The sequence below is a fragment of the Burkholderia pyrrocinia genome, from assembly GCF_018417535.1.
GTDB lineage: Bacteria > Pseudomonadota > Gammaproteobacteria > Burkholderiales > Burkholderiaceae > Burkholderia > Burkholderia pyrrocinia_E.
Genome location: NZ_CP070979.1, coordinates 367,204 through 393,257 on the forward strand (window position 1 = coordinate 367,204; position 26,054 = coordinate 393,257).

Here is a 26,054-nt window from a genome sequence, read left to right on the forward strand (position 1 = left end):
TGCCGCAAGCCCGACATGTGCGTCGCGATCGCGTCCGGTACACATGCTGCGGCGAACGCATCGCACCGACGGCGAACGTCGAGCGCCGGAAACACGCGGCCGTCGTCATATCGATCGATGAAATGGTTCGATGTCCGCAACGCATGCGGCTCGCCTCGCGATGCTTTTATGCAACGGCCCTCTGTGCGGCGAACGGCCGATGCGCTACGCGCGGCCGCATATCGATTTCGCAAAACGTTGGTAGGGCAGTGCGATGCGTGACGGTAGAGTCGGGCATCCGGTCGCAGGCCGGCATGCTCCGGGAGCACGAGGGCGCTGAAGCGCGTATCCGTCCCGGCTGAACCACGAACACGGGAGCCGTTTGAAATGAGTCGCGATGTGCTGTTTTTGCTGGAACCGGGCTTTGCCGATCCGAAGCATCCGGGCCAACGCTTCGTCTGTCCGCACGGACTGTCGATCGAAGGGCTGCTGGCGAGCGCGCCCGACCGCGCCGGTCGCATCGACGTGCAGCGCATCGGTTTCGAGCGGCCGCGGCACGCCGTGATCGATGCGCTGGACGACGCGCACCAGGGCCTGCCGGTGCTCGTGCTCGGTCGCGACCAGCCGGCGCCGGACGATGCGCAGACACTCGGCGACGTGCGATTCGTCACCGACGCGCGCCGCATCCTCGAACTGCTGGCTGAGCGCCACGGGTTTCCGGTACTTCATTGACGCGACGGTTTTCACTTCTTATTCGATTGACAGGAGCATCCGATGTCGTCAATTTCGGCGGCACGCCGCCGCCTGCTGCTCGCCGGTGCCGCGATCGTGTCGGTCCCGCTGGCCGCAAGGGCCGCGTTCGCCGCGCCGGCCATCAACACTGATCTCGCGGGCACGACGTTGCGCGTCGCGACCTACAAGGGCGGCTGGCGCGCGTTGCTGCAGGCGGCCGGCCTTGGCGACACGCCGTACCGGATCGAATGGCGCGAGCTGAACAACGGCGTGCTGCACATCGAGGCGCTCAATGCGGATGCGCTCGATATCGGTTCGGGCAGCGAAATTCCGGCGGTGTTCGCCGCGCGACAGAAGGCCAATGTGCGGTTCATCTCCCGCGCACGCGAAGACCTGAACAACCAGGTCACGCTCGCGCGCAAGGACACGCCGATCCGCAGCATTGCGGACCTGAAGGGCAAGCGCGTCGGCTACGTGCGCGCGACGACGTCGCACTATTTCCTGTATCGCCAGCTTGCCGAGGCCGGCTTGAGCTTCGACGACATCCAGCCGATCAACCTGTCGCCGACCGACGGGTTGTCCGCTTACGATCGCGGCGACATCGACGCGTGGGCGATCTACGGCTACAACGGCCAGCTTGCGCGCAATCGCTACGGCGCGCGCGTGCTGAAGACGGGGAAGGGTTATCTGTCGGGCAATTTTCCGGTCTACGCGAACCCCCGCGCGCTCGACGATGCGCACCGTCGTGCCGCGACGGGCGATCTGCTGCTGCGGTTCCGGCACGCGTATGCGTGGGCGAACGGGCATTTCCGCGACTATGCGCTCGTGCAGAACCGCGAGACGCGTGTGCCGGTTGCCGATCTCGTCGCGATGTTCGAGCAGCGCAGCGACGACTATGCGCTGCTGCCGGTGACGCCCGACGTGGTGGCGCAGCATCAGCAGGTCGCGGATGTGTTCGCGCGTATCGGCGTGCTGGACGGGCCGGCGCATGTCGCGCCGTTCTGGGATACGTCGTTTAATTCGGTGGTTGCGTCGGTTTGAGGCGGTGCGGCGGGAAGACGCCTGTGTGACCTGACGGCTTCAAGCTCGACGTAGACCTCGTCGAGAGGCCCGGCTCGACCGGATCAGGAGAAGGTCGTCGCGACCATGATGCCGAATACCACCCCGAGAGCGATCCCGCAGAGGCGGCCGTAGATCGATGCGCGGACATTGTCGTCGAGCACGAAAGGCGAGCGTTTGTGCTTCCATACCGTGCTGAATGCCACCGGGCGGGTCAGCAGCGCAATGCATGCGATCAGCACCGGCGTGGCGACGAGCATCGCGACGCGCTGCCCATTCCAGTCGACGCCGTGCATGGCCAGCGAAACCAGCGCGGCGAGCGGAACCTCGACGCACAGGCCCAGCAACGAACCGTTGACGAATGAATCTCCCGGGGACTGGAACATGATCGGTCCTGGCGCTCGAATGAAATCGGTGCCCGGTTCGGGCACCTGAAAAATAAAAGCCACGGCCGATGTCCAAGTTCGGTCGACCGGGTTCGACATTAGTCGGAATGACGGCCGGATGGTAAGGCAAATTGCCGGCCCGTTGTCGGTCATTCAAGCTATTTAACAAATGGCCTGAGTCGCGGCGTATTTTTAAGTCGAACCGGAATATCGCGCCGTGGTAATAATCGGGTAATCGGCTTGCGTACGATTCAGCCCCGGTACGCCTAACAGGGATTCTTCGATATTCATTACAATCGAACGTCCCTTTCTCGACGAACGGGTAAGCCCTTGAATGGATGCCGCTTGCTATCGTATGACGATAACGGGTGTTCGACTGCCTCCCGATAATCGGCTCCGCGCGTAAAAACCTGCGGCCGGTCCTATTCGAAACGCGGACTTCGAATTGATCGACACACGCCGGCCAGCCTTCGGCGCCCAGTGCCAACCGGAGCACAACGGCGAAAGGGTGTCGTTGCAGGCGCCTCGGAAACTCGGCCTCGCGACGCAACAGGGCGATCGAGTCGCGCTGCCGGGGCAGGCGTGTCATACCGAGTGGGATATTGTCGTGCGGTACGCGTGACGTCGCGATAAATCCGGTTCGCCGCGGCCCCCGTGCCGGTCGGAACCCGGACAGTGGACGGGCGTCATCGAGCGTGTTGCGTGAGCGCTCGAATGTTGTGCGACGGTCGGGCGCGTAGCCGCCTGCTGCGGGCCGGCGCGGGTTCGTCAGGCGGCGAAGATCCGGCGCTGGTAGTCGAGGATCAGGCGATCGATGTCCTGATCGGAGCGCCGCGGCTGGCTTTTCGGTTCGAGCCAGAGCCATCGCATCATCCGGTAACGGGCCTCGACGCACATCAGCCACGCGTCCCAGTCCGACCAGTGGCGAAGCAGCGGGATGTTGCGAATGTCCCGCAGCCCGTCGCGAATCTCGTACACGTGGAAATGCTTGCCGGCGCGCTGACTCAACTCGTCGAACGCGCGTGCGGCTCGCTCCGGGTCGGACAGCAGAAAATCGTGGATTTCGATGATGACGTGGCTGCCGGAGAGCTGTTCCAGCAGCGCGTCGTCGAACAGGTCGAACTCCGCTCCCTCGATATCGCACAGGACGACCCGCTCGGCCGGATCCCCGCCGTGCTCCGACAGGACTGCCGGCAGGTTGCGATCGGCCTGGCCGTGCACGGCGACCCGGTCCGCCAGCCCCATCTCCGCGGCGCGGTGCTGGATGGCCTGGCGGCGCTGCTCGTCCATTTCGAAACACAGGCTGCGGCCGAAGACGTTGTTACTGACCAGACCGATGCCGAAAATCCCGTCGGCGGCCCCCAGATCGACCAGCACCTTCCGGGGCGACCCGAGTGCTTCGAGAATTGCGCAAACGGCGATCTCGTAGGTGCCGAGCAGGTAGCCGCCGACGGCGACCTCCGCCCAGTGACTGACGCCGATGGGAAACCCGCGAAGGATGCCGTACTGGACGATCGAGCCCGTCTGCTCGCGCAGCAACTGCGACAGATAGTGCAGACGAAGATTCGCGGCCTGAAGCGAGCTTTGGCTGAAATACTGCGCGTGGTCCATTTTTATCGTTCTCTCCGGGTGAAGAAGCGCGTCGGGAAATGCGGCGGCGGGACGTCTTCCGCGAATGCGACGCGCGTTGCGCTGCCTGGGACGAGAATATAACGCCTTGTCGACGTCATGGTGTACGTGGGCCGTGCCGGCATCGATTTCGTGGGCGCCGACCGGGGCAATCGGAGGCGTCAACCGGGCGGTGCACTTCGGCGATGCGCTCGCGGAGCAGGCGCATTTCGGCCTGCACCCGTCTGCGCTCCGGGCTGCACCGGGGTTGATTGCCGCGCTCGTCCTCGTCACCATGCTCGGCGATGTTCAAAGCGGGGAAGCGGACGGCCGTCGGTCATTCAAGCTATTTGACAAATGTTCCGGGTAGCGGCGTACTTTTATGTCGCACCGGAATATCGTGCCGTGGTAATAATCGGGCATCTTGTCGTCGTTACTCGAGGCAGTGTGCCCGACATGGCAGCAGCATTGCTGTTCTGGGACAAAAACACGATCGCAATCGGGGTGCCGTTTATACCGGACTTGTTCCGGAGCGGGTCACCGGGTTGCATGAACCGATGGCGATTGCGAAGCGTCGCCAATCAAGTCGAACATGAGCGAACACAACGTTACGGGCAGTGACGCACAACGCGTCGGCGCGGCACACGCGGAATTTTCAGCCGGTGTCGCCGCGCACCACGCCGGACAGGCGACTGATGCCGCACGGCATTACCGGTCAGCGATTTCGCTGTACCCGGATCACGCAGAGGCGTTGAACAATCTCGGTATCCTTCTCGAAGCCGAAGGTAACGCAGGCGAGGCGGAGCATTGCTACCGACGGGCCGTCGGGATTCACCCCGACTACGTGGACGCCTGGTGCAATCTCGGTCTGTTGCTTCACGATGAAAAACGCTTCGATGAAGCAGAGGCCTGCTACCGCCGCGTATTGGCGTCGAATCCCGGCCATGGTCCGGTACTACGCAGGCTCGGCTTGCTGCTGCAGTTCATGGGCCGTCGCGCCGAAGCCGAACGCACTTTTCGGGACGCCGTCGTCGCTCGACCGTGCGATGCCACCGCTCATGCCGATCTGGCGATGCTGCTTCAAGAGATTGGGCGACTCGACGAAGCGGAGCAGCATTATCGGGAATCGCTCGCGCACGAGCCGAACGATGCAGCGGCGCTCAACAATTTCGGGGCCTTGCTTCACAAGCTCGCGCGGTTGCCGGAGGCCGAGACTTGCTTCCGGCGTGCGCTTTCGCTGAAACCCGACTATCGCGACGCGCGCGGCAATCTCGGTAACGTGCTGTTTGCACAGCAGCGATACGGTGAAGCCGAAGCGTGTTACCGCGATGTGCTCGCGGACGATCCGTCGTTCGCGGAGGGATGGAACAACCTGGGCCGCCTGCTGCATGACGCCGGCCGCCTGGACGAGGCAGCCGATGCGTTGAGGCACGCGCTAACGCTCGATCACGATCGCGTGCCGACCACGTTCAACCTGAGCCTGGTGCTGCTGGCGATGGGGCAGTACGAAGAAGGATGGCGGCTCTACGAAGCGCGCTATCGGCCGTCGTCGTACTGGGGCGACGATGCGCCACATCACGTTTTACCGAAGCTGCCGGCGCCGCTCTGGCAGGGCGAGTCGCTCGACGGAAAATCGCTTGTCGTGTGGCCCGAGCAGGGGCTTGGCGATGTCGTGCAATTCGCGCGCTATTTGCCGCTGCTCAAGCGGAGAGGATTGTCGATGCTGACGGTGGTGTGTCCGGCTGCGTTGACGAACCTGATCGCGACGGTCGACGGCGTGGATCGTTGTGTCGGGCTTGACGACGCGTCGGCGCTTCCGACGCACGATTACGCATGCCCGATCATGAGTCTTCCGTTGCGTTGCGGGACGACGATCGACACGATACCTGCGACGGTTCCCTATCTGCGCGTGCCCGCGCCGCTCGTCGAGCGCTGGCGGAGCAGCGTTCCGGCAGGCGGCTTCAAGGTCGGGCTGGTCTGGGCGGGCGATCCGCGGCCCGATCAGGCGCAGGCACACGCGACGGACCGCCGGCGCTCGCTTTCGGCGAGTGCGTATCTGCCCCTGCTGCAAATTCCGGGCGTGAGTTTCGTGAGCTTGCAGAAGGGCGAAACGACACGCCGGCAGATCGACACGATTCCGTCGTCAATCCGTCCTGTCGATCCGATGGAACATGTGCGCGACTTCGCGGACACGGCGGCGATCATCTCCCATCTGGATCTCGTGATTACGGTCGATACGTCGGTTGCACATGTGGCAGGCGCATTGAACAAGCCGGTATGGATCCTGTCGCGCTTCGACGGCTGCTGGCGCTGGTTCGCGGATCGGGACGATTCGCCGTGGTATCCGGGAGCACGGTTGTTTCGACAATCGGAACCGGGGCAGTGGGCCGATGTGGTCGAGCGGGTTGTGTCTGCGCTCGAGCACCATCGTGTCGAATCGACTTCATTGCCGATATCCGCGGCGCAACAGGAAGAATCGGATCACTTTGGGTTGCCGACGTCGTATTTCGAGTGATTCAAGAAACGGGCAAAAATGGACGATAGGACGGAGTTGCTTCGAATTGAGCACAACAACAGCCTCGATCTGATGCCGTCGAATCCGTGGGTGCGTGATGTCGATCTTGGGCCTGCAGCTCCCATGTCCATGCAACGACTCATGAGGTCATGCATGTCATCGCGGAGCACTCGCCTGAACGCAGGCCATCGGATGACGAGTGGCGAGCAATGCTGCCAACTTGGCTAAAGGGGGAGAACCGCGAGTTGTCGAAGGATGAGACGGGCAGGTTGCTTTCGGTGACACCCAAGGAAAAGCGGGATCGCCTGCCTTGGGAGTTTCTCTCGTGGCTTGACGCAATTCGAGACCGCGGTTGGCACTGGTGGGGATACAAGCGGAAAGGCACGGAGGCGACACTTGTTTTGCATATTGCCATTTTTCCGGAGTGGATTGATGCATTTAGGGAACGAATGCGAGCGGCTGGCATTCGATTAATTCAGGAGCGTTACGCAGCTCTGTAGGTTGGTTATCTGCTTAGCTTCTTCGGGTCATTTGTGCCGGTTGCATCATTCTGATAAGACAGACTACCATGCTGCAATTCGAGAAATTTGATGTGAATATCCATGGCGAGCTCGCCGGTACGTTTTTCGACGGCCCCGTACGTGATGGGGTGCGGTGGAAATCATTTGCAGTGAAGCTGGAAACGTGACGATTAATCAGGCAGGAAGTCGCGCGATGAATTATAAGAAGGGGTTGAAGTTTAGATAAAAATAGAGGAGCCAACTAAATGCTGTCGAGAAAATTGATCCCGCTGAGCGTCTCACTGTCGATCCTGGCCGGCTGTGCCTCGGTGCCGATGGGCGATCCGCAACACGATGCCGAGCTGAAGAGGTTCAGCGCTCCGCAAGAGAAAGCAGCGATTTACGTATATCGGAACGAGAGCATGGGCGCGGGCGTCAAGATGACGGTCATGCTCGACGGGAAGACTTTGGGCGACACCGCCGCGAAGACCTACCTGTATAGCGAAGTCGAGCCCGGCCGCCATCAGTTGGTTTCAAAGGCTGAAAACGATTCGACGCTCGACGTCGATACGGTCGCCGGAAAGATCTACTACGTCTGGCAGGAGGTCAAGATGGGCATCATGTACGCTCGCAATAGGCTGCAACTCGTCGACGACACGACCGGTCAGGACGGAGTAAAGGAATCGAAGCTGGCTGTTCTCAAATCGGAGCCGATCGAGCCCGCAAAGTGACGATCGATTGTTGTTGGGGTTCGCGTTGACGCCCGCATTTGCGGGCATCGATACATTGGTACCCGATGCGTATCGGTCGTCTATCCGACCGGTACAGATCGGCTTGTTGACTGACCGGCAAGGTTCTTCGGAGCGCCGCGCGTCCCGCGCACCAAAACGGCAGCCGTGAAACGCTCACGACAACCTGCCGGTACGACACCAACGCTCGGATATCCACCGGGCATCGACGGCCGTCGCATCCCGCACACCGATTGCCGAACGATGCGTACACCGGGATACCACGACGTCGACGTTGGCGACCATTCGTAGCGCCAGTCCGTGTGGAGCGGCAACAGCAGAATGACAGTCAGGTTGAGGCTGATTTCATGTGTGACTTGCGACCGGAGGATTGGATGTCGTTTGACGAGGATTTCAACAGCGTCGTTGCACAGGTGCGCGATGCGGAGGCTGCCGGACAGTTCGACCGGGCGGCTGATTTTTTCCAGATCCTCTTTGAAAAACATCCTCACAGCGATACCGCGCTGAAATCCTATATGGATGCGCTATTGCGTTTGGGCCAGGCGAACCAGGCTGTGGAGGCCTGTGATCGCGCCATAGCCGCGACACCGCGGTCCACCGTTCCGTGGCGCGACAAGGCTCTTATCTGCTTCAATCACCTGAACGATCGCGCCGCTGCCGTCACCAGTCTAAAAGCGGGATTGGCGGCATTTCCGACCAATGCCGAATTGCATCTCATGCTTGCCGATGCGAGTTTTCAGATGCTCGACTTTGATGCAGCTCGCCGGCACGGCTTGAAAGCGGCCGAATTCGGCGATTTGAGTATCGTGTTGAGGGCGCGCCATCGATTCCTCGACGATCATGAGGGGGCAGTACACACCGCTCGCGCCATCCTGGAACAGCACCCGTCAGATGTCGGCACGCTTATACAGTGCGGCATCTCGCTCTACCTCCTGGGGCGCCTTGAGGAAAGCTCGGGCTATCTGTACCGTGCCGCCGAACATGAACCCTATCGAGGCGATGTCATCTTTCCGCTGGCGAATCTGCTCTTGCTGCTGGGTGACACCAAAGCGGGCTGGCGCCGATACGAAATGCTCGCAGACCTCGCGCCGCTCGCCGGCGGCCCCAATGTATTGACCGCATATCACGACCGCTTGTGGCGCGGACAGCCTCTTAAAGACAAGCGTATTCTGGTGATCAGCCATCTCGGTCTCGGTGATTGCCTGATGTACGCACGTTACGCTCGAGACCTGAAAGCAGCGGGCGCCCATGTCACGTTGTGCGTCAAACCGGAGTTGATGCGGCTTTTGCGCGAACTCGACGGAGTCGACGAGCTGTTGAGCACTTGGCCTGTCGAAAGTTGGGGCAGCTACGACTACTGGATATTCGAAAACTTGCTGCCCGCAAGGTTGGGGGCGAGCGACGGAGAGGTGCCTACCTACCGGGACGGTTATATCAAGCTGACCGATCCGGATACCGCCAATGCACTGGCCAGCCGCCATCGAGCGTCCGATCGACTGAGAATCGGCCTATGCTGGGACACGTCGCCCAATTACTTTGCGGGGCGGTCACGCAGTCTTGCGCCTGAAGATCTCCAACCCTTGGCAGAGATTGCGAACGTCGACTGGTTCGTGCTTCAGAAACATCCTCTTGAGCCGGATTTCGTGGCACGTAGCGGACTGTCGATTTTGAATCACTCCCACGAATGGGACGATTTTTACGACACTGCCGTTTTTGCGACTTCCCTGGATCTGACTATCTCGATCTGCTCGGCGCCCGTGCACCTGGCCGGAGCACTGGGCCTTCCGGCATGGGTGATGATCGGTGCGCCAGAATGGCGCTGGGGCGCGCAAGGAGACGCTGGTCCGTGGTATCCGCATATTCGTATCTTTCGCCAGACGGCACCTGGTAATTGGCGGAGCGTTACCGAGGCTGTTCGTGACGCGTTGGAATCAGAGCGCAGTATCTTGCGCGGAATGGGTTGACGGGTAATGATTGGTATCTGATCCGTATCGATCGTCTATCCGACTGTATCGGATCGGCTTGTATACGGCTCAACTCCAGTCCGCCTGCAGGAATCCCTCGGTATTCACTACAATCGTGCGTCCCTTTGTCAATGAACGGGTAAGCCCTTGAATTGATTCCTGCCGATATCGTATGACGATAACGGATGCTCGACTGTTTCCCGATAATCGGCCTCGCGCGTCAAAACCTGCAGCCGGACCAATTCGAAACGCGGACTTCCAATTCATCACCACACGCATGAACACGCCCGACAACAACGAGACCAACCGCCGTCATCTCGTCGCCTTCGCGATCGACGACAACACGCAGGCCTGGTACGAGATGGTCATCCCCTTCATCGTATCGCTGCGCGCGACGGACTACCGGGGGCGCATCGGCGTCATCGGCTATGGCTTGTCCGAGGCGAAACAGCAGCGGCTGCGTGCCAACGGTATCGAGGTCTACGCCGCGGCAGGCGTCGGCGACCTTGCGTGGGATCGCTACATCTCCGCAGCCGCGGTCTTCGACGCGGATCCGGAACTGCAGACGCTCGCCCTCTACGATGCCGATATCTGGTTCCCAGGGCCGCGGTTCGATATCTTCGACGTCGTGTCGGACGACGATGTCCTCCACGTCGCGCCTGACGCCCATTTCTGTGCATTCGTGATGTCCCCGATTATCGGCGAACGGAGGGACGCGCTGATCCGTCAGTGCGTTCAGAACGTGCTCGATCGGGTGGGGCATCCGCTGCAGGCGGGGCTCGTCGTGGGCGGTCGTGCGCCGTGGGCGCGATTTGCGCAGTATGCCCGCGAGCAGGCCGCAAGGATCGGCCAGGACTTCGCGGCGATTCACGGACTGGACACGACGTTCCTGCATCTGTGGGGCGGCCTTGGGCAGGTTCGACTCGTGGGCTGCGAACAGAATTTCGTCACGAAATGGGGCCTTCACGAGCGGCACGATTTCGATGCGGTCCGGATCGTGCTCGAGCATCAGGGCAAACCGATCCGTGGCCTGCACATGACGGGCGACGTGCGCTTTCTCAACCACTGGCGATATCTGGCTCGCCATGCCGAGCACGCGATCGCTCTCGGGCAGGCGTTCGCACTGGAGCCCGAATCCGGCATGCGGGAACAGCCGGCCGACCTCGACCTGCTTCGGCCCGAACGCTTTGCCGCGAGCGGGTTGTCGCTCGTGGCCGCGCACGAGGACTTGCTGGCGAATGTCCCGCGTCTCGCCGCGGGACCCTCGTTCCGGAACCCGCAGGGCTGTGCGCTCAATGCGTGGGCGTCGCACACCGTCGAATTTGCGGTGACGCGCGAACGGATGGTGCTGGACATCTGCCTGTCGCATCTGAGCGGCCAGCCTTCGGCACCCTGCGTCCAACTGGAGCACAACGGCGGAACGGTGTCGCTGCAGGTGCCTCAGAAGCTCAGCCTTGCGACGCAACCGGGCGATCGAATCGCGCTGCGTGCGCTCACGCTGCCGGGGCAGGCGTGTCATACCGCGTGGGATATTGTCGTGCGGTACGCGTGACGTCGCGATAAATCCGGTTCGCTGCGGCCCCCGTGCCGGTCGGAACCCGGACAGTGGACGGGCGTCATCGAGCGTGTTGCGTGAGCGCTCGAACGTTGTGCGACGGTCGGGCGGGTGGTGGTGTCCTGAGGGGCATGGGGCATGTCCAACGCGCAAGCATGCGGGGATACCCAGCGGCAAAATCGGTTCGCAATGGAAGGTGTGCCGCGTCGGTCAGCAGGAATACGATCTCAATCGCCGATGTATAAATGTAACAAAATGTAACTAAGCGATCGGATCGCTAAACGAATTTCGAAAGCTTCGGATAACTCCCGTACGAAAGCCGTCTCCGGCCCACCCGGTCAGGCGGCAACCACACCGAATACGGGAGAGCAAGCGCATGGTAGCGATCGTTACGGGCCAAGGGCTGGGTCTGCAATCATCTTCGTCCACGGCGTTGGGCAGCAGAGGCGTGTTGGGTAACGCTGCCTTCGGCCAGACAGGCGAGCAGATCTACGTGAATGCCGAGAACGGCAACCTGATGCTGCAGGATCGCGATCAGCTGCTGTTGGGACAGGGAATCAACGGCACGGTTTACCGGGCTTATAACAGCCTGGGGCAGCTCAATTGGCGCGAAGGAGCATCGCGCACGGTAGACGGGCTGACCGGGACGTTGAATGCCGCCGACAGCACGATCACGTTGACCGACTGGGACGGTTCCGTGACGATGTTCGCGTACGACGCGACACGCAAGCTCTACGTATCGAAAGCGGGCGTCGGCGCGAACATCGGCGATGCGAACAAGCCGGGGCCGGTCGCCGTGGCGACGACGGGGCCGCGAGCGACGCTTCAGTTCGATGAACAGACGAACAGCTGGCTCTGGACCGACGGCAATCGGCAGGTGACGGAAACCTACGACGCGTCCCAGGGCGGACGCCTTGTATCAAGTCGTGATGCCGATGGCAATACCGTGAAGTACGGCTATGACGCAGCCGGCCGACTGGCGCAAATCACGACGGCGGGCGGCGATGTCACCTACCTCGACTATGACACCGCCGGACGGCTCTCGGCCCTGCGCTCCGTCTACCAGCAAGCGAGCGGACAGTCCGCGACCGAAACCACGGTGCGCTACACATACGATGCGCAAGGGAGGTTGTCTCAGGTCGTGACCGACCTGTCGCCGGAGGACAACAGCATTGCCGACGGCAATGTGTACACGACGACGTACACGTACGATGGCACGAGCAACCGGATTGCATCGATCAGGCAAACCGATGGCTCCCGGGTGGAGTTCACGTACGCGTTGATCGACGGCGAGTATCGCGTCGCGGAGATCGCCCAGTTTGCAGACAACAGCGCCCCGAGGATCACGAAGCTGCAATACGATCTGGCGAACCGCACGACGACGATAACCGACCCGCTCGGCTTTGCCCAGCAGATGATCTGGAATTCGTCGGGTCAACTCGAGCGAGTCCAGACGATGCCGTCCAACGGGACCTGGGAAATTCTGCAAACTGTCTTCCTCTATGACGACGCGGGAAACGTCAGCCGCCGAAACGACGTCTTGCTCGGAAGCGTGTTTCTCAAGTATGACCAAGCGGGCAATCTGATCCAGCAGGATGGCAGCGTTAGCGGCGGCACGGTAAAGCGGACCTACGGAGCGCGCAATGAAGTGCTGACGGAGACGGTCAATGGTGGTTCGACGACGCGCTATGCATACGATGACCTCGGGCATTTGCGCTACGTGGTGAGCGCCGAAGGGCGTATCACGGAATATCGATATAACAGTGCAGGGCAGCGCATCTCGGAGATCCGCTACGGCGGAGCAACATTCGACGTGACCCGGCTGTCCGAGTCGACGGCGCCGTCGTTCGATGCACTCGACACCTGGATCACGGCGCAGAGCGATCGGCAGAATGCGCTGCGAATCGATTCGACATATGACTGGCGTGGCAATGTTGCGGTCGAAACGCGCTATGAGCGGCTGCTTGCGGATGGGACGGGAGACGAAACTGGCGGCGTTTCGCGCACGCGCTATATCTACGATCCGCACGGACGACTGTTACAGCGCTACGTCGGGGAAGCCGGGAAGGAGCAGGTCGAGCAGTTCGCTTACGACGGTTTGGGCCGGCTGCTCAGCACGATCAGCTTCAATGGCGCGCTGACGACCTATCAGTACGACGATGCGCACCATACCGCGGTGGTGACGTTTGCCAACGGAATGACGCGCACGTCGACATACAACGCGGCGGGCGAACTCGTCGCGACAGCCGATACCGTGCAAGGGCGTCTGCTGTCGCAAACGAAAAACTGGTATGACGCGGACGGCCGGCTGCGCATGACGACCGACGCGAATGGACAGAATACGCACTACCTGTACAACACCCGAAATCAACGGGTTGCCACCATCGCGCCCGACGGTGTATTGACGGAGGCTGTCTTCCACCCGAACTATGGGGTACAGACCCGCACCGTCACGTACGCAACACGTCTGAGCGCCGCGCAACTGGCTACGCTGACCGACGCTACCGGACGACCGGTCGAACGCTTGGCATCCGGCGGCGGCTTGACGCTCGACACGTCGAATCTTCGGCCTGCCGAAACAGCCTCCGATCGATCCGAGTGGCTCATTCGTTACGGCAACTTCTATTCGCTGGATCATACGGTCGACGCAGACGGCACGGTCACCCAATTCAACTATGACAAGGCGGGTCGGTTGATCGGGAAGACGGTGTTTGCGAACCGGCTAGACATCGGGTCCGTGTCGAACACGGCCTTTCCCCGCTCGGACCTTCCGCCAGCGGACTCGGTGCGGGATCGAACGACACGTTATATGTATGATCGTGACGGCCTGCTGCGCGCGGAGCTGGATCCTGAAAGATTCCTGACGGAATACCGCTACAACGCAGCAGGCGAGCGTATAGAGACGGTCCGTTATGCAACGCCAGTAAGCGAGTCGGCTCTCGGCGCATACATTTCTTCCGCCTTTCCGAATTTCGATTCGCTCATTCCGGCCGCGAGCGCACAAGATATCTCGTCGCGCTTCGTGTACGACGCGCGAGGCTGGCTGGCTGCAGAGATCGACGGCGAAGGCTACGTGACGCGCTATCAGCACGATGCGCAGGGCAATGTGGTCGAACGCACGCGAGGACAACGGATCGCACTGGGCGCGTTGAGCCAGCCCCAGCAAGTGCCGATGAGCATCGAGGCGGCTGGCCCGAAGGGCGCGGTGCTCGAGATCTGGCTCGACGGCGTGCTGGCCGGCAAAGTGACACTCACGTCGTCGGACTATACGCGCTATACGCTTTCGGTTTCAAACACGATTCCGCTTGCCAGCCATACGGTCGAATTCCGCGGACCGAGATACGATCCAATTACGGTAAGGGCTGCAACGCTTGGCAATCACGAATTCGTTCGTGTTGTTGCGACGCAACCCGCGATAACCCTGCCCGATGACCCGAACGGCCATGTTCGCTTCACGTTGAACGCGGCGGATCTGGTTGCGTCGGCATCTGCACCCGGCAGCCTCGAACGCACGACCTACGCGTATGACGCGACGGGCCGGCTGCTGGAGCAAGTGACCTATGGCGTGATGGGCGCCAAAACGTCGAGCTTCACGTACGACCAGATGGGCCACGTGCTGACGGAAACACAGGGCAAGCCGCCGTTCAATCGCACGACGACTTATCGCTACGACGAAGAAGGACGTGTGGTCAGGAAGTATTCCGGAGAAGGTAGCCGGATACTCGAGCTGATCGACTTGTACGAAAAGAGTGGCGATGCGGCCATGCTCGCGCAGCTTTGGCGCGACGAGTTCTACGAAACCTACACGTACGATGCGACCGGCCTGCGGACGTCCGCGACCGATGCGGACGGCCGCAAGACGCTCTACTACTACGACGCGAACGGCAATCTCGCGGCGACGATCAACGCGGCCGGTGAAGTCGTCGAGCATCGTCGTGACGCGTTCGGCGACATCGAGCAGACCACCGCTTATGCCGTGCGGCTGTCGGCCGATGTGCTCAAGATGTTGCAGGGTGGCCGTCTCACGGATGACGTGGCGAGCGCCTTGGCCGCGCTCGACAACGCCGACGCCTCCCACACGTACTTCAGCTACAGCGCTGCGGGCCGGTTGACGAAGCGCACCGATGCGATGGGCGCGACCACCGACTATGCGTACAACGCATTCGGCGAAGTGACGTCGCAATCGCAACAGGTGGGTATCAATACGCACCGAATCACGACGTACGACTACGACCGCGTCGGGCATCAGATTCAACAGGCGACGGACCCGGGATACCTGAATCTGATCACGAAGGCCGTCTACGATGCGTTCGGCCGAGTGGTTCAATCCGTCGACGCGAACGGCGTTTCGCGCGTCACGGAATATGATCGCAACGGGCGGGTTGTCGGTACGCGCGATGCGTTCGGGCAGACGAGCACGACGTACGATGCGTTCAACAACTTGTTGACGTATACGGACCGGCTCGGCGGTACGTCGTTGTACACCTATAGCTCGAAAATGCAATCGATGTCCGTCAGGTCGGCCGCGGGTGTTTGGTCGACGACGACATACAACGAGTTCGGTCAGGTGGAGAATGTGACCGATGATCAGGAGAACGTCCTTCAATACCAGTACGACCGAGACGGCCTGCTGAAGTACGTCAGTCATCTCAGTCGGACGCTTCATGGATACGACGACACTCAGACCCATGGATACGACCGCGATCATAGCGGGAATGTGCGGACGGAGTCCGACGGTGGCTACAAATCGGTCGAATATTCGTACGACGCAGTCGGCCGCGTCCTGACGCGAAAGGAAAAGACCAACCAGAGCGCGCCGTGGAGCGGCCCCGATGGCTGGACGCCGGTCGAACTGGTGACCCGCTACGAATACGACGCGAAAGGACAGCAGGTTCGCACGACGGATCCGTCGGGAACGGTGACCGACACGCACTACGACCTGAATGGCCGCAAGCTGACCGTGGTCGTCGACCCGGACGGCCAGAAACTGTCGACGACCTTCACCTACGACGGCACGGGTCAGGTCCTGACGGTGACCGAGGGCGCGGACAGCGCGGCCGCGAAGGTCACGCAGAACACCTACGACGGCGCCGGCCGGCTGATCGAGCAGATCGTGGACCCGGCCGGGTTGAAGCTGACGACGCACTATGCCTACGACCCGGTCGGCAACCTGGTCTCCGAGACCAATGCGGCGGGTGGCGTCACGCATCATGTCTATGACGCCGCCGGCCGGGAGATCGGCTCGGTCGGACCGACGGGCACGGTGATCCGCATCGACCGCGACGCCGAAGGACGGATCGTCAAACGCACCGTATACGCGACGCCGGTGTCGCTGGCCGGCTTGCCGGAGCGGCTGACGGCGGAGCAATTGCGCGACCTGGTGCCGGCGTCGCAACAGGACGAGATCGGGCGGAACGTCTACGACGCGGACGGCAGACTGCGCTTTACCGTCGACGCAGCAGGCGCGGTAACGGAATTGACGTACGACGCCAGCAACAACGTGATTCGCAAGACGGCGTACGCGGGATTCATCAATCCGGCGGAAGGCGAGTCGCAAGACGCCATTCGCACTGCGCTGTCGCGCATCGATGCGCAGACCCGGTCTGGCGACCGCGTCACGCGCATGGTGTACGACGTCAAGCATCGTTTGGTTGCGACGATCAACGCGGCAGGTTTCGTCACGCGCAACACGTACAACCCGAGCGATCAGCTTGTCGACACCAAGTACTACGCGACGCCTTACACCGGCAATGACAATCCGAACTACGCGACCTTTACGGATCTGCTGAATACGTGGGATGCGCAGGGCGCGCAGAACACCGTGCGCGAAACCCGGTGGTTCTACGATGACGCGAACCGGCCGGTGTACGCGGTCGACGCCGAAGGCTACGTCACCGAAAATCAGTACGACAACGCTGGCCGTCTTGCGAAGACGATCCGTTATGCACGTGCTCATCCTGAGGCGACGGGCTACAAGAAGACCTACGACATGTGGCTGGCGTTCAGGTCCGAAACGCTCGACCAGGCTGCGGTCACGGCCTATCGCTACGATGGCGCCGGCCGTCTGATCGAGACGACCAACGCCCTCGGCATCAAGACCAGCTATACGCTCAATGCGCTTGGTCGTGCGATCGACACGACCGTGGCGGCCGGTACGAGCGATGCATCGACGACGCATGCCGTCTACGATCTGGCGGGCAATCTGGTTGCGAAGACGCTGGCGTACGGTACGGCCATCGCGAGTACGACGCGCTATGCATACGACGCGGCAGGCCGGCAAATCGCGGCGACCGACCCGCGCGGCGTCGAACTCGCCGAGCAGGACACGGCCTGGGCGCTGGCGGAGCGCAGTGCGCGAGGCATCGTGGATGGTGCCGGTAATGCGCTGGCTGCGGCGGCGCTGACCGACGACCAGAAGCATGCGTTGCTGCAGGCGTATACGAGCACGCAATCCTACGACGCCGCCGGCCGGGTGATCGAGAAGGCCGATGCGTTGCACAACGTGACGCGCTATCAGTACGACGCGTTCGGCAATCAGGTGATGATGACCGATCCGTTGTCGGCAACCACGGTGTCGTTCTACGACAAGCTCAACCGGGTCGTCGCGCAGGTCAGCCCGGAAAACTGGGTCGTCGGTACGCAATACGATGCGTTCGGCAACGTGACGCAGGTAACCGATTACCGGCTTGCCAGACCTGGCGCGGTCGACGACGCATGGAAGCGCGATGGTTGGAAATCGGATCTGTCGCAGATCCTGCCCGCCGGCGATCCGGCCGATGCCGTCACGCGCATGGAGTATGACAAGCTCGGTCGCGTCATCAAGTCGACCGACGCGGAGGGATATTTCGAAACCTACGGGTATGACAGTCTCGGCAATCGCACCAGCTATACGAACAAGCTGGGTGGCACGTTCATCTATACGTACGACCATCTTGGGCGGATGACATCCGAGACGTTGCCGGTGCGGTCGATTCACAACAACAGCATCGTCGTCAACCGCTTCGAGTACGATTCGCGCGGCAACCGAACCAAGATGATCGAGGCGCAGGGGCTCGACGAAGAGCGAACTACCGAGTATGGGTATGACCTGCTCGATCGGCAGGTCAGAACCTATCAGTCGGTTTATCTGTACGAGTCGGTGGGCGATGCGATCGAAACATCAGTCTACGATGCGCGTGGCAACCTGGTATCAAAGATCGGTGTCAACGGCGGGGTCACGACGTGGTACTACGATGCGGCCGGTCGCAAGACGGGGCAAGTCAGCCCGAGCGGCACGCTCACGTTGTGGGAGTACGACCCAGGTGGCAACGCGACGCGTACGCGGATCTTCGGCGACCCGGTGAAGCCTACGCAAGGTTCGCAGCCGCCGGCGCCGGTCGATGCAACCAGCGTGCGCGAAACACGTATGGTCTATGACGCAGACGGCCGCCTTGTCCAGTCGCGCGTGATGAACGTCGCGACCGGGTATTTCGATCCGAGCGCGGGTGAAGACCAGCGCGGTGAATACTTCATCACGTCCGGGAGCGAGCTCGTCACGCAATGGGAATACGACGGACGGGGTGCCGTCATCGCCAAAACGGATCCGGGCGGCGGTCGTACGCTGTATTTCTACAATGGCAGCGGTAAGAAGACGCTGGAAATCGACGCCAAGGGATACGGGATCGCCTATACGCTGAACGAGCGAGGCGACGTGACACGGGAAATCCGGTTCGCCAAACCGTATCCGGATCCGGTGACGGCGAACCCGTCGCTCGGCACCACGCTGATCAACGCCTGGCCGCGCAGCGAAGACGACCGGATTACCGACTATACGTGGGACCGCAATGGGCGAAAGACGAGCGAAACTCGCGAAAACGTGCAGTTCGCGTCGGTTGACGGCAATGGAAAGCTGACGCAGCAGGTCGGTGCGGCGACGACGCGATATGCATACGATGGCGAAGGCCATCTGCTGCGGCAGGTTGACGCCAACGGCAATCAATACGACTACGAATACGATGTACTCGGCCATCGCACGCTGGAAAGGTTACCCGAATTTACCGATTACCAGGGGCAACAGGTCCGGGCTAGGACCGACTACCAATACGATGGTCTCGGCAATATCACCCGGGAAATTCGGCGAGACGGCAATCAAACTCAAGAGACTGCCTATACGTACAATCGCGGACGAATCAAGGGCAAGTGGTTTGCCGACGGCACCTTGACTATCTACCACTACGATCTGGCAGGAAACGTGGTGGTCACGGGTTTCGGATACAACGATGCCGACGGGAAGGGGACGTTCTATTCCAGCGTGACTCGCTATGACCTGGAAAACCGCGAGATAAAACGATATAACGGGTCGGATTATTGGGGACCGGCCGCGCCGGCTATCCAGACAGAGTTTCGATACAACGCATATGGGGAACTGATTGGCCGCCGCACGAACGGCGGCGGCGCGTACGCCGATCAAAGCGGCGTGTGGCAGGAATACACGGACTACGACAATGCTGGCCGTGTCGTTCGCACGAACTTCAATGACGGCATCTCGCATCTGTACATGTACGATCGCAACGGGAATGCGACGCTGAAGGTCGAGTCGATGCAGACCGACCTGCGCGGGTTCGCGATCAAAACGGGCGAGGATCTCGAGAAACTGCTCCAGAAGGCCGACATGATGCAGACCTTTACGCGCTACGACGCGCGTAACCAGGTCATCCAGATCCGTCAACCGAAGACGTCGGGCAGCGTGCCGCGCATCAGCTTCAGCCCGGTCGACATTCCGATCGACGGCGGGGTGTTTGCGAATACGCAGTTGAGTATCGGCGGGTGGATCGAGAAGCAGAATCGCCCAGTTGCTGGTCCGGTGTACACGGAACCGGCGGAAGTGAGCTTGACTACGTCAGCGGGAGCCGCAGCTACAGCCAGCGTGTCGTGGAATCTGGTGTCGTCTTATATTGAAATATATAGCCTCGACATCAATCTCCCGGACCTGAAAGACGTATACGGAGCGTATCAGTATGAGGTCGTTGCGACGTATCGGGAGCAAGGTGAAAATCTCGGGACATCACGGCCTTCCGGGGTAGACCACGATCCGGTTGACATCACGCAGACCCAAACGATTCAAACAGCGGTCAACCAGTCGGGTAAGGTTACTTTTCCGGTCAATAGCTACGTCCGGATAGGTACGCCTAGCGGCGACTATCCCTTTAAACCGCTCCAATTCGATTACTCCATCGAAGTCTATGTCAAGCCTCAAAATGGCTCCGGCGAACGGCGTTTGCTCGGAAAGGTGGAAAAGGGGGCTGTCCTGTATGAAGCCTGGGTATCCAACGGCAACGTTCAGGCCAAAGTGGCTGATCAGGGCGCCCTCAATTCGTCGCAGGAGCTGCAGTCGGTATCCAATCGATTGAGTCTGGCCAATCACACGTTACCCCAGGGTGCGCGTGCGATGCTGTACTACCGCCCATCTGGGTCGACCGAAGCATTCCGGACGCTCGGCAAGGATCCCAACAGCGAACCCGGTTCATACACGATCGACGTAGGTAATTTGCCCGACGACGATTACGAAATGATCTTCATGGCCATATCGGACGGCAGCGACGGGCGTGAGCCCGGCACGTTGTTGCGTCGTGACGGCTATAACGCACATATCGCGCGAGGCGGCAACTCGACGGTAACGTCGTCGCCGATCCCCGCTTACGAGGAAAGCAGCCGTGCCGGTTTCCTGGCCGATGCATCCGGCAGCTACATTTGGACGTCGCCGCAAACCCTGAACCTCTACTCGGTGCGCGATTCAGCGTTGCATCTGGCCGACCACGTCGTCGTGAAGATCCGCCCGCAGGGTGGCACCACATGGAACGAAGAACGAACGCTCTGGCGCGATCCGGCCACGGGCGCATTCTCGATCGACCTGTCGGGATATGCGCCGGGCAACCTCGACGTGGAGTTCGACCTGTACAACGCGGCGGGCCAAAAGCTCGACGCCGTACTGAGTTCGGTCGGGTTGCCGGGAGGAAACGGCTCGCCGTCGTTCAGCACGAACTATCTCGCCGATCTGAAATCGACGATCGTATTCCATACGCAACCTGCCGACACCGATTACATCATGGTGTCGTGGGTGCAGGACGGCACGACACGCTACTCGCGCGTCACGCGTATGGGTAACGGCGAGTTCACCTGGGACGTTCAGGCGGGTGGCTTGGTCCCGCAGCCCGGCCAGTCGTACGGCTACGCGATCAAATACACCGCCTACGACGCCGCGGGCATACCGCTGGCGATGGGCGCCGGCGACATCACCGTCGGCACGCTGGGCAATTCGCAGGTCACATTGACGGGCAGCGAGCGGCCGAGCATTTTCGAGTTCAAGCCGGTCGGCGCGGATGGTCAGCTACTGACGAACGTCAATACGATCACGCTCTACTACCGTCAATCCACGGTAAAGGACCAGGTGTACGACCGTCCCTTTACCGAAGTGACGCTGACGCGCGACGCTCTCGGACGCTTCCTGTTCGACGCGTCGGCGTTGCCCACACGCGCGGAATTCGAGTATCGCTATCTTGCGAAGGATGCGACCGGCACCGTATTGACCGAGCGTCAAAGCTATTTCCTGACCGGGACGCGTAACAACCCGGTGACGAACGTCGACATCGTCGGCGTGATCGAGGAAACGGCGAAAGACATGACGATCGACCGGCTGCAGCAGCACAACGCATTCGGCGAGGTGTCGGCCGAGCGTGACGGCCGCGGCAACTGGACGACTTCCTCTTACAACACGATGGGGAATCTGACGCTCAAGCACGAGCCGAAGGTCAGCGTGACACTCACGAATGGTGCACAGGTGGAAGTCGAACCGGAGACGCGGTTCTACTACGACCTCACCGGCAACCTGGTCGGATTGAAGGATGCCAACGGCAACTTGACCACGCAGCAGTGGAACTATGGGTTAACCAAGGCCGCAGTGGCCCGGACATGGGACGCACTGGGGTTCAGCAAGACGATGCAGTACGACGCGTATGGCGATCTGCGTACGACGATCGACGAGCTGGGGCGACGCACCGACTATCGCTACGACAAACTAGATCGCCTGATCGAAGTCGATCGGCCGGCGCTGGCCGACGGTCAGCGGAGCATCGACCGCTACGAATATGATTCGCTGGACCGGCGCATCGCGCATACGGATGCACTGGGTAACCGGGAGCGCACCTTCTACGATGTCGATGGTCGGGTCGTTAAAACGATCAGTGCGGCGGGCCGTGAAGTGAAATACGACTACAAGTGGGCCACAAGCATGGGGTCGGCCGGGACGGCGACCGCCGGCGGGTGGATCCGCACGACGACCAATGCAAACGGCATGACGACGGTCGACGAGAACGATCAGTTCGGGCGTCTGATGAAGCACACGGACTTCGGTGGGCACGTGTTCCAGTACACGTACAACTGGGCTGGGCTGCTTGCCAAGCAGTCTGGATCGAGCGGACAGGATGTTGACTATACGTATTACTCGAACGGGCTGGTGCGCTCGATCAAGGATAACGCGACGAAGACACAGTCGTTGTACGAATACGATGGCGACGGCAACCGGACGGCGGAGTACTTCTCGAACTTCGGCGACGTCTACGTGTTCGCGCAGTCGCGAGTCAAGTACGACGCGCTGAACCGGGTGACGGCGATCGAGGACGACGCGTACAAGGTCTATTACGAGTACGACGCAGTAGGTAATCGTCGGCACATGCTCGCGAAGTACACCGATATGGTTGGCTATCACGATCGCGAGCAGGAGTACTGGTACGAATACGACGCGTTGAATCGTTTCACGGTGTCGATGGGTAGTCTGTCGGGTGCGCGTGCGACCGATCCGAACGACACGAGCGTTTCGATCGTGAAGGGAGCACTTGGCGGCGACGGCGTGCAGCTTGGCTACAACGCGGCGGGCGAGCGCGTGCTGGCTGTGTACGCGAAGGACGGCCGGACTGAGCGTTATACGTACGATGCGAACGGTTACCTGACCACGCAGAGCGTCAACGACATCGTCGTGCAGGAGCGCAAGAACGACCTGCTGGGCCGCGTGACGGGATTCATCGAACGCGATGCGAAAACGGGTCAGCAGGTTACCGGGATCGACCGCACCTGGGACGCGGACGGGACGATCACGCAGGAGCGCGACACGCTGCATCGCGCGACGACCGCGTATTCGCGTATGGCGGATGGCACGTTGACGAAGGTCGAGACGACGCCGGACGACTCGAGCGAGACGCGTACGACTTCCACGTATGCATACGAGTGGTGGGACAGCGCGAAGCAATCCCGCGTGACGGTGCAGGCATCCAATCCGAATGCACCGGGCTGGCGGCCAGCGACGTCGTACTTCAACTACGACGAGAACGGCAATCTGAAGAGCACGTACGACGACGGCGGAAACGATCCGGGCAAGGCGCGCGCATTCCAGTACTGGACCGACCTTCGCGGCCAGGTGCAGCGGCGCGACGAGCTTACCGGCGTCACGGTGGACGCAAATGGGCGAATCAACGGGGCGGCAGGCGATCGCAAGCACAACTATTACTACCTGAACGGTAACCGGGTAGGGAATCAGGGCAACGACGGGATCGACCAGATCGACTATATGCAGGAACTTGCCGGCAAGCTTGGCAAGGGCAACGAGAATCAGTATCGGGTCTTCACACCGATCAGTGCCGCCGACTTCGACGAGAACTACATGGCGATCAACGGCACGTATCCGGCAGCAAGCGCGGGCCAGTGGACGGTGCGGGCAGGCGATACGCTGAAGTCGGTTGCGTCGGCGCTGTGGGGCGATTCGAGCCTGTGGTACATCCTGGCGGACGCGAATGGTCTGAAGAGTACGGACGAGCTGCGGGCCGGTCAGTTGCTGACCGTTCCGAACAAGGTGACGAACGTCCACAACACGTCGACGACGTTCAAGCCGTACGATCCGGGCCTCGCGATTGGCAATACGCAGCCAACGCTGCCGGCGCCGCCTCCACCGCCGGGGCCCAGCGGGTGTGGCGGATTCATGCCGATTATTGCGATCGTCGTGGCGGTAGTGGCAACGGTGTTTACGGCGGGGGCGTTGACTGCGCCGGCCGGGGCATCGTTCAGCGCGATTATGTCGGCGGGTGGCACTGCGCTGACGGGGGGAGCGGGTCTGGCAGGTGTGGGTGCGTCGGTCGCGGGTGGCGCAGTGGGTGCAGCCGCCTCTCAGGGTGTCATGATTGCGTCCGGCGAGCAGCACGGCTTGGATTTGAACGGCATCACGCTGGGAGCCATAGCAGCGGGGGTTACGGCTGGTATCGGAGCCGCAGTGAGCGCGCCGGCGAACGCGTTGAGCGCAGCGGCTCAAGGCGCCGTGAGATCGGTGGCAACGCAAGGCATCGGTGTGGTAACGGGGCTGCAGGAACATTTTGACTGGAAGGGTGTGGCGGCCAGCGCGATTGCGTCGGGTGTAGGATACGGCGTGGGCGAGCAGGTCGGGAAGGTGGCGATCGGAGCGGGTGTCGGCGCTGGTATGGGCCGGTTCGTGAGCGGTGTAGCGGGCGGGTTGAGCGCGGGAGTTGCAAGTACACTGGTTCGCGGCGGGAGTCTGGGGCGTAACATCGGGGCAATCGCGGCGGATGCGGTGGCGACCACCGTTGGCAATATGGTGGCCGACCGGATGAAGAGTCAGCCGACATCGACCGCGCTGCGCACCCAGCAGGCGATTGACGCGATGAACGGGCAGATCCTGCCAAGTAGTGTAGGTTCCGCCGGGACGGGTTTCGTACCCGCCAATGCGCCGTATATCCGGTTCGAAAACAGTCCGCAGGCCAGCGCCACAATGGCACTGGCAAACTACGACTCCCCTGCGGGCATTGAACAAGCGAGGGCGCAACGCATCGCCGAGTTGCAATTGCTCGCCGATCAGCCTCTCGACCGTGGATTCTCCGGGGTACAGGTTCTGATCGAAGGTGTTGGTTCGACTGGCGGACCAGCCCCTCATCCGGCCGCTGAGCTGGGCACGATTCGAAATCTAAACTGGTTCGAAAGCCAGTTGGCCTTCAATCCGGTTGCGCAGGCAGCGCAAGGGTTTGTCGACCAAGGGTTAGCGCTCGCGAGCGGCGCTTGGAATGTCGTGTCGCATCCCATGAATACGGTAGCCGCGATCGGCGCGCACTACGCGAACGCGTATGAAGCTGGCAACCTTGGTGGCGCGATTCTGCGCGACGCAAGCGGTATCGCGGCCGGTGCGGTGAAGGGCGCGCTCAGCCCGATTGATGCGCTGTATCGGCAAAACGAGGCGGGTGGAGCTTACCGACTGGGCGGGTCCATGATGGATGCGGCGCTGTCGGCGGCAACCCCCGGTGCCACGAACGCAGCGATTCGTCTAACCGGAGCTGGACTCGAACGTGGCGCTGCAGCGTTTGGACCGGCACTCGACAGGGTGGCAAGCGGCTTCTTGGTGAACAGGGGCATGCTGCTGAACGCTGTACCTGAAAGCGGAGGTTTCGGAGGTGCTGCTGCAACGCTGTCGCGAGTCGAAAGCAGATTCGCCAGCGCATCGCGAGAAGTTGGTTTCATTATCGATAGTAAGTCGGGGGATATTCTTGCCGTGCGAAGAGCAGGGTTGGGTAACGGGACACAGATTAGCCTTAATTCCGCTACGGATTTCCCGTTGATGAGCGGCAATGTTTTTACCCATAACCATCCGTTAGGCGGTAATTTGTCGCCTGGCGACGTATCAACCGCGATTGGCGCAGGTGTGCGGGAGTTCCGAGCAGTTACACCGACACGTACCACTTCTATTGCGTTTGCTAATCCGCCTGATGGGCTGATTGGTGCGCCTGGCCCAGCCGTTCTATTCATGGATGGCGAGAAGTCTGCGATTGCTGCCACATACAGGGCAGGTTTGGCTGATGGAAGTCTGATTCCGCCGACTGATCTGGCCACGAGGAACGTTTGGCTGAGTGACTATTTCATACAGCAGTTGTCAGCACGAAATCCTTGGATTCAGTACACGGTAACTACACAATAAGGCGCG

The 26,054-nt window shown here is 61.2% G+C and carries 9 protein-coding genes and 1 pseudogene; 8 read left to right on the top strand and 2 right to left on the bottom strand.

Annotation, left to right across the window (positions count from 1 at the left end; translation table 11 throughout):
* The first annotated feature begins 366 nt into the window (after positions 1-366).
* A complete protein-coding gene (locus tag JYG32_RS34735) occupies positions 367-711 on the top strand; it encodes a DUF3088 domain-containing protein (protein WP_174379248.1) in 345 nt (114 codons plus the stop codon).
* A 42-nt stretch (positions 712-753) separates the two neighbouring features.
* A complete protein-coding gene (locus JYG32_RS34740; RefSeq protein WP_213268124.1) occupies positions 754-1,752 on the top strand; it encodes an ABC transporter substrate-binding protein in 999 nt (332 codons plus the stop codon).
* 83 nt (positions 1,753-1,835) lie between these two features.
* Here the strand turns inward: JYG32_RS34740 and JYG32_RS34745 are convergent, their stop codons facing one another.
* Both JYG32_RS34745 and JYG32_RS34750 read right to left on the bottom strand, forming a co-directional pair.
* On the bottom strand, positions 1,836-2,219 hold the full coding sequence (locus JYG32_RS34745; RefSeq protein ID WP_249744966.1) for a hypothetical protein: 384 nt from the start codon (positions 2,217-2,219) through the stop codon (positions 1,836-1,838).
* A 705-nt stretch (positions 2,220-2,924) separates the two neighbouring features.
* A complete protein-coding gene (locus JYG32_RS34750; RefSeq protein ID WP_174379246.1) occupies positions 2,925-3,767 on the bottom strand; it encodes a hypothetical protein in 843 nt (280 codons plus the stop codon).
* Positions 3,768-4,356: 589 nt separating this feature from the next.
* Between JYG32_RS34750 and JYG32_RS39300 the strand changes: the two are divergent.
* The 6 genes and pseudogenes from JYG32_RS39300 to JYG32_RS34775 form a co-directional block, all read left to right on the top strand.
* Positions 4,357-5,172, top strand: a pseudogene (locus JYG32_RS39300) (tetratricopeptide repeat protein); the annotation flags it as partial.
* 15 nt (positions 5,173-5,187) lie between these two features.
* Complete coding sequence (locus JYG32_RS39305) at positions 5,188-6,279, top strand: glycosyltransferase family 9 protein (protein ID WP_249744989.1); 1,092 nt, start codon at positions 5,188-5,190, stop codon at positions 6,277-6,279.
* A 766-nt stretch (positions 6,280-7,045) separates the two neighbouring features.
* On the top strand, positions 7,046-7,510 hold the full coding sequence (locus JYG32_RS34760; RefSeq protein WP_174379244.1) for a DUF2846 domain-containing protein: 465 nt from the start codon (positions 7,046-7,048) through the stop codon (positions 7,508-7,510).
* A gap of 392 nt (positions 7,511-7,902) precedes the next feature.
* Positions 7,903-9,492, top strand: a complete 1,590-nt coding sequence (locus tag JYG32_RS34765) for a tetratricopeptide repeat protein (RefSeq protein ID WP_213268126.1) — start codon at positions 7,903-7,905, stop codon at positions 9,490-9,492.
* 277 nt (positions 9,493-9,769) lie between these two features.
* Entirely contained in the window at positions 9,770-11,044 is a 1,275-nt protein-coding gene (locus JYG32_RS34770; protein ID WP_174379242.1) for a hypothetical protein, read from the top strand.
* Positions 11,045-11,423: 379 nt separating this feature from the next.
* Complete coding sequence (locus JYG32_RS34775) at positions 11,424-26,048, top strand: LysM peptidoglycan-binding domain-containing protein (RefSeq protein ID WP_213268127.1); 14,625 nt, start codon at positions 11,424-11,426, stop codon at positions 26,046-26,048.
* The last annotated feature ends 6 nt before the right edge of the window (positions 26,049-26,054 follow it).

Excerpts from the sequence above, each read along its gene's own strand:
- JYG32_RS34750 (WP_174379246.1), bottom strand. The coding sequence starts at position 3,767 with ATGGACCACGCGCAGTATTTCAGCCAAAGCTCGCTTCAGGCCGCGAAT.
- JYG32_RS34770 (WP_174379242.1), top strand. The coding sequence starts at position 9,770 with ATGAACACGCCCGACAACAACGAGACCAACCGCCGTCATCTCGTCGCC.
- JYG32_RS34760 (WP_174379244.1), top strand. The coding sequence starts at position 7,046 with ATGCTGTCGAGAAAATTGATCCCGCTGAGCGTCTCACTGTCGATCCTG.
- JYG32_RS34740 (WP_213268124.1), top strand. The coding sequence starts at position 754 with ATGTCGTCAATTTCGGCGGCACGCCGCCGCCTGCTGCTCGCCGGTGCC.
- JYG32_RS34735 (WP_174379248.1), top strand. The coding sequence starts at position 367 with ATGAGTCGCGATGTGCTGTTTTTGCTGGAACCGGGCTTTGCCGATCCG.
- JYG32_RS34775 (WP_213268127.1), top strand. The coding sequence starts at position 11,424 with ATGGTAGCGATCGTTACGGGCCAAGGGCTGGGTCTGCAATCATCTTCG.
- JYG32_RS34765 (WP_213268126.1), top strand. The coding sequence starts at position 7,903 with ATGTCGTTTGACGAGGATTTCAACAGCGTCGTTGCACAGGTGCGCGAT.